The organism is Citrobacter sp. Igbk 17 (genome assembly GCF_028069775.1).
Lineage (GTDB): Bacteria > Pseudomonadota > Gammaproteobacteria > Enterobacterales > Enterobacteriaceae > Citrobacter.
Genome location: NZ_JANEWI010000071.1, coordinates 1 through 2,956, shown reverse-complemented (window position 1 = coordinate 2,956; position 2,956 = coordinate 1). Strand labels below are relative to the sequence as shown.

2 protein-coding genes are annotated in these 2,956 nt (G+C 47.5%); both read right to left on the bottom strand.

The genetic code is table 11. The features are described 5' to 3' along the window. Window positions 1-89: 89 nt before the first annotated feature. Entirely contained in the window at window positions 90-809 is a 720-nt protein-coding gene (dcuR, locus tag NNO08_RS22750; protein WP_005132485.1) for a two-component system response regulator DcuR, read from the bottom strand. Further along, complete coding sequence (locus tag NNO08_RS22745) at window positions 806-2,437, bottom strand: sensor histidine kinase (protein ID WP_271442868.1); 1,632 nt, start codon at window positions 2,435-2,437, stop codon at window positions 806-808. Before NNO08_RS22745 ends, dcuR begins: the two co-directional genes overlap by 4 nt. Window positions 2,438-2,956: the final 519 nt, after the last annotated feature.

The following is a 2,956-nucleotide window of genomic DNA, read 5'->3' as shown; positions in this document are numbered from 1 at the left end:
CTATTTATCTGTTTTAGCGGGATGAAAAGGGATTTTTCATTATTTTAATAATTGTTACTTTTATATAACGAATAATCCCTGGGAGAGTTTTATTGGCAGTATTGCTTAAGTAATGAGTAATGCTCTGCCTGAACGCGGTAGCGGTAAACCGGTCGGCCAGTAACACCATAGTGGATGCTGGTAAATAAGATATGGCAATTGACGAGCCAGATAAGGTATTTGCGGCATGAGACCCGGGAGATATTAACCTCGTTAGCCAACTCATCTGTGGAGAACTCTTGGTCCTGGTGCTCATCAATCCACTGGCACAGCGTGCGTAACGTTTGTGGTGTCAACCCCTTGGGTAAGCGCCGCGTTTCCTGCTCGCTGGAAGAGCTACCATGAATCAGTTGGTCAAGCTCTGACTGTTCATAGTACTGGTGCTTCTCCATATCCGTTTTCTTTTGGAGCCAGTTGGTTAAGGCTTCTTCAAAGCGTGAGGCCTGAAACGGTTTGATCAGATAGTCAACGACACCGTAGTGGAGTGAGTCTTTGATGGTTGTTGCATCGGCGGCGGAGGAGATGACGATGACATCACATTTACAGCCTTCGCTGTGCAGAATGGGTAACAGGTCCAGACCGTTTTCTTTCTGCATATAAATATCCAGTAGAATCAGGTCAATATGATGTTCGCCATGAAAGATGATCTCTTTGGCTTTTTCGAGAGTTGAGGCCGTTCCGCAGCAATGAAAACCAGACAGCTGCGCGACATAACGGCGGTTTAACTCCGCTACCATTGCATCGTCATCGACAATTAAGACATTGATCATCTGCTGGCCCTCTCACCATTCCACGGTAACTGTACAAAAAATTGGGTGAAGACCCCAGGTTCGGATTCGACGGAAATATTGCCGCCAACGTTTTCAACCTGCTGTTTCACAAGTGCTAAACCGACGCCTCGCTCGGTTCCTTTTGACGAGACGCCCTTCTCAAAGATGTGGTCGATGTGTTCGGGGGCGATCCCCGGACCATCGTCATTCACTTCGCAATGCAACCAGCCGTGTCGATAATGTAAGGATACGCTGATCTCTCCCCCCGGTTCTTGACCTAGCGCCTCCAGGGCGTTCTCAATCAAATTACCCAGTACGGTGATCAACACCGCCACCTGATCTTCATTACTGTTTTCCGGCAACTGGCTTTCATTACTAATGATCAGGCTATGACCTAAATCAGATGTGCGATTAATCTTACTGAGTAAAAAGCCAGCGATCACCGGTGATTTTATTTTGCCTAACAGTGAGCCAATCTCTTCCTGATAATTGTTGGCCGTCTTAATGATGTAATTTTCCAACTGCTTATAACTTTTCAGGTGCAATAATCCCAGAATCACGTGTAACTTGTTCATGAATTCGTGGGATCGTTCACGAAGTGCATCGGCATAGTTGACCATACCATCCAGACGTTGCATGAGTTTACGGACTTCTGTCTTGTCTCTGAACGTTGAAATTGCCCCGATGATTTTGCCATTGCTCAGTACGGGAACGGTGTTGATTAAAAGCAGTCGGTCCTTCACCGTGATCTCCTCATCACGGCGTGGCGTTCCATCACGTAGCACCTGCGAAAGATCAACGACTTGAGACCACGCATGGCTGAGTGTGGAGAGCTGGGCATCATCTTGCGACTTACGGTAATCCAGCAGCTCCTGAGCGGCCTGGTTTATCAGTGTGACTTCACCACTATCATCAACGGCAATGACCCCCTCCTTTATAGAGTGCAGCATCGCCTGGCGCTGTTCGAACAGGTTGGATATTTCATAAGGCTCCAGACCAAACAGAATGCGTTTGAGAACCTTCACCAATACCCAGGTACCGAGTAACCCAACCAGAACGCCAAATAAGATGGACCAAAAGATACTGCCGCGGCTGTTATTGATCTGTTCGGTGACCCTGCTTAACTCGAGACCAATCGACACAACACCAATCTGCTGGTGATGTTCGTCATAAATGGGAGTGAAAACGCGTAGCGCTTTAGCCAGAAAGCCGCGATTAATGGCAACGTTCTCTTTGCCCTGTAACGCCAACAGGATGTCGTCACCTTTAAACGGTTGGCCGATACGTTGTGCTTCAGGGTGTGAATAACGAATGCTTTTCATATCCGTGACAACGATGAATAAAAAATCGTTGCGCTTATTTACCGCCTGAGCAATTGCCTGGATACCACTGTCCTCAGGCTTTTTCTTGAGCCCCTCGCGGATTTCAGGAGAGTTTGCCAACGTTCGCGCTACCGCAAGTGCTTTGTCTGCTAATGCATCACGTGTCGTGTTGCTGATTTGCGAGAAGTAAATCAAATGAACGACGAGCAGCACAGAGAAGAGGACAGCACTGACCATGAGGATCACGGTTGTGCCGAGTTTCATCGGGCGTTTGCGTATAGCAGTTCGTTGCAGAGGGTGTCTCATCGCAGTCCTGGAATCACTATTTGTACGGGTATTATCGCCTGATGAGGTACGTAATTCAAAGGTAGTAGGGGATCCGGGCGCTCCCGCCGCCATCCCTTCTTATATATGTAGTAGAAAACGGGCATCCGTTATTTTCTTTCTATATAGAAAAGAGAATTCAAGGTTGGTTTCTTCTTTTTCCGGGATGTGATGCAGGAAATATTGACGGCTTTGTGGATAACTCTGTGTGTAAATGGGTATAAGGCGGGCTTTTGCTGGGGATTGCAGCAGTCAGTCATTTTTCTGTCATTTAAGGGTTGCGGGCTGAGGGAAACTCCCTATAATGCGCCTCCATCGACACGGCGGATGTGAATCACTTCACACAAACAGCCGGTCCGGTTGAAGAGAAAAATCCTGAAAATGAGGGTTGACTCTGAAAGAGGAAAGCGTAATATACGCCACCTCGCGACAGAGCGCTAAAGCGCGTCGCAACTGCTCTTTAACAATTTATCAGACAATCTGTGTGGGCACTCGAAGATA

What these genes read in the sequence shown, in the direction of transcription:
- dcuR (WP_005132485.1), bottom strand. Translation starts at nt 809, where the DNA reads ATGATCAATGTCTTAATTGTCGATGACGATGCAATGGTAGCGGAGTTA.
- NNO08_RS22745 (WP_271442868.1), bottom strand. Translation starts at nt 2,437, where the DNA reads ATGAGACACCCTCTGCAACGAACTGCTATACGCAAACGCCCGATGAAA.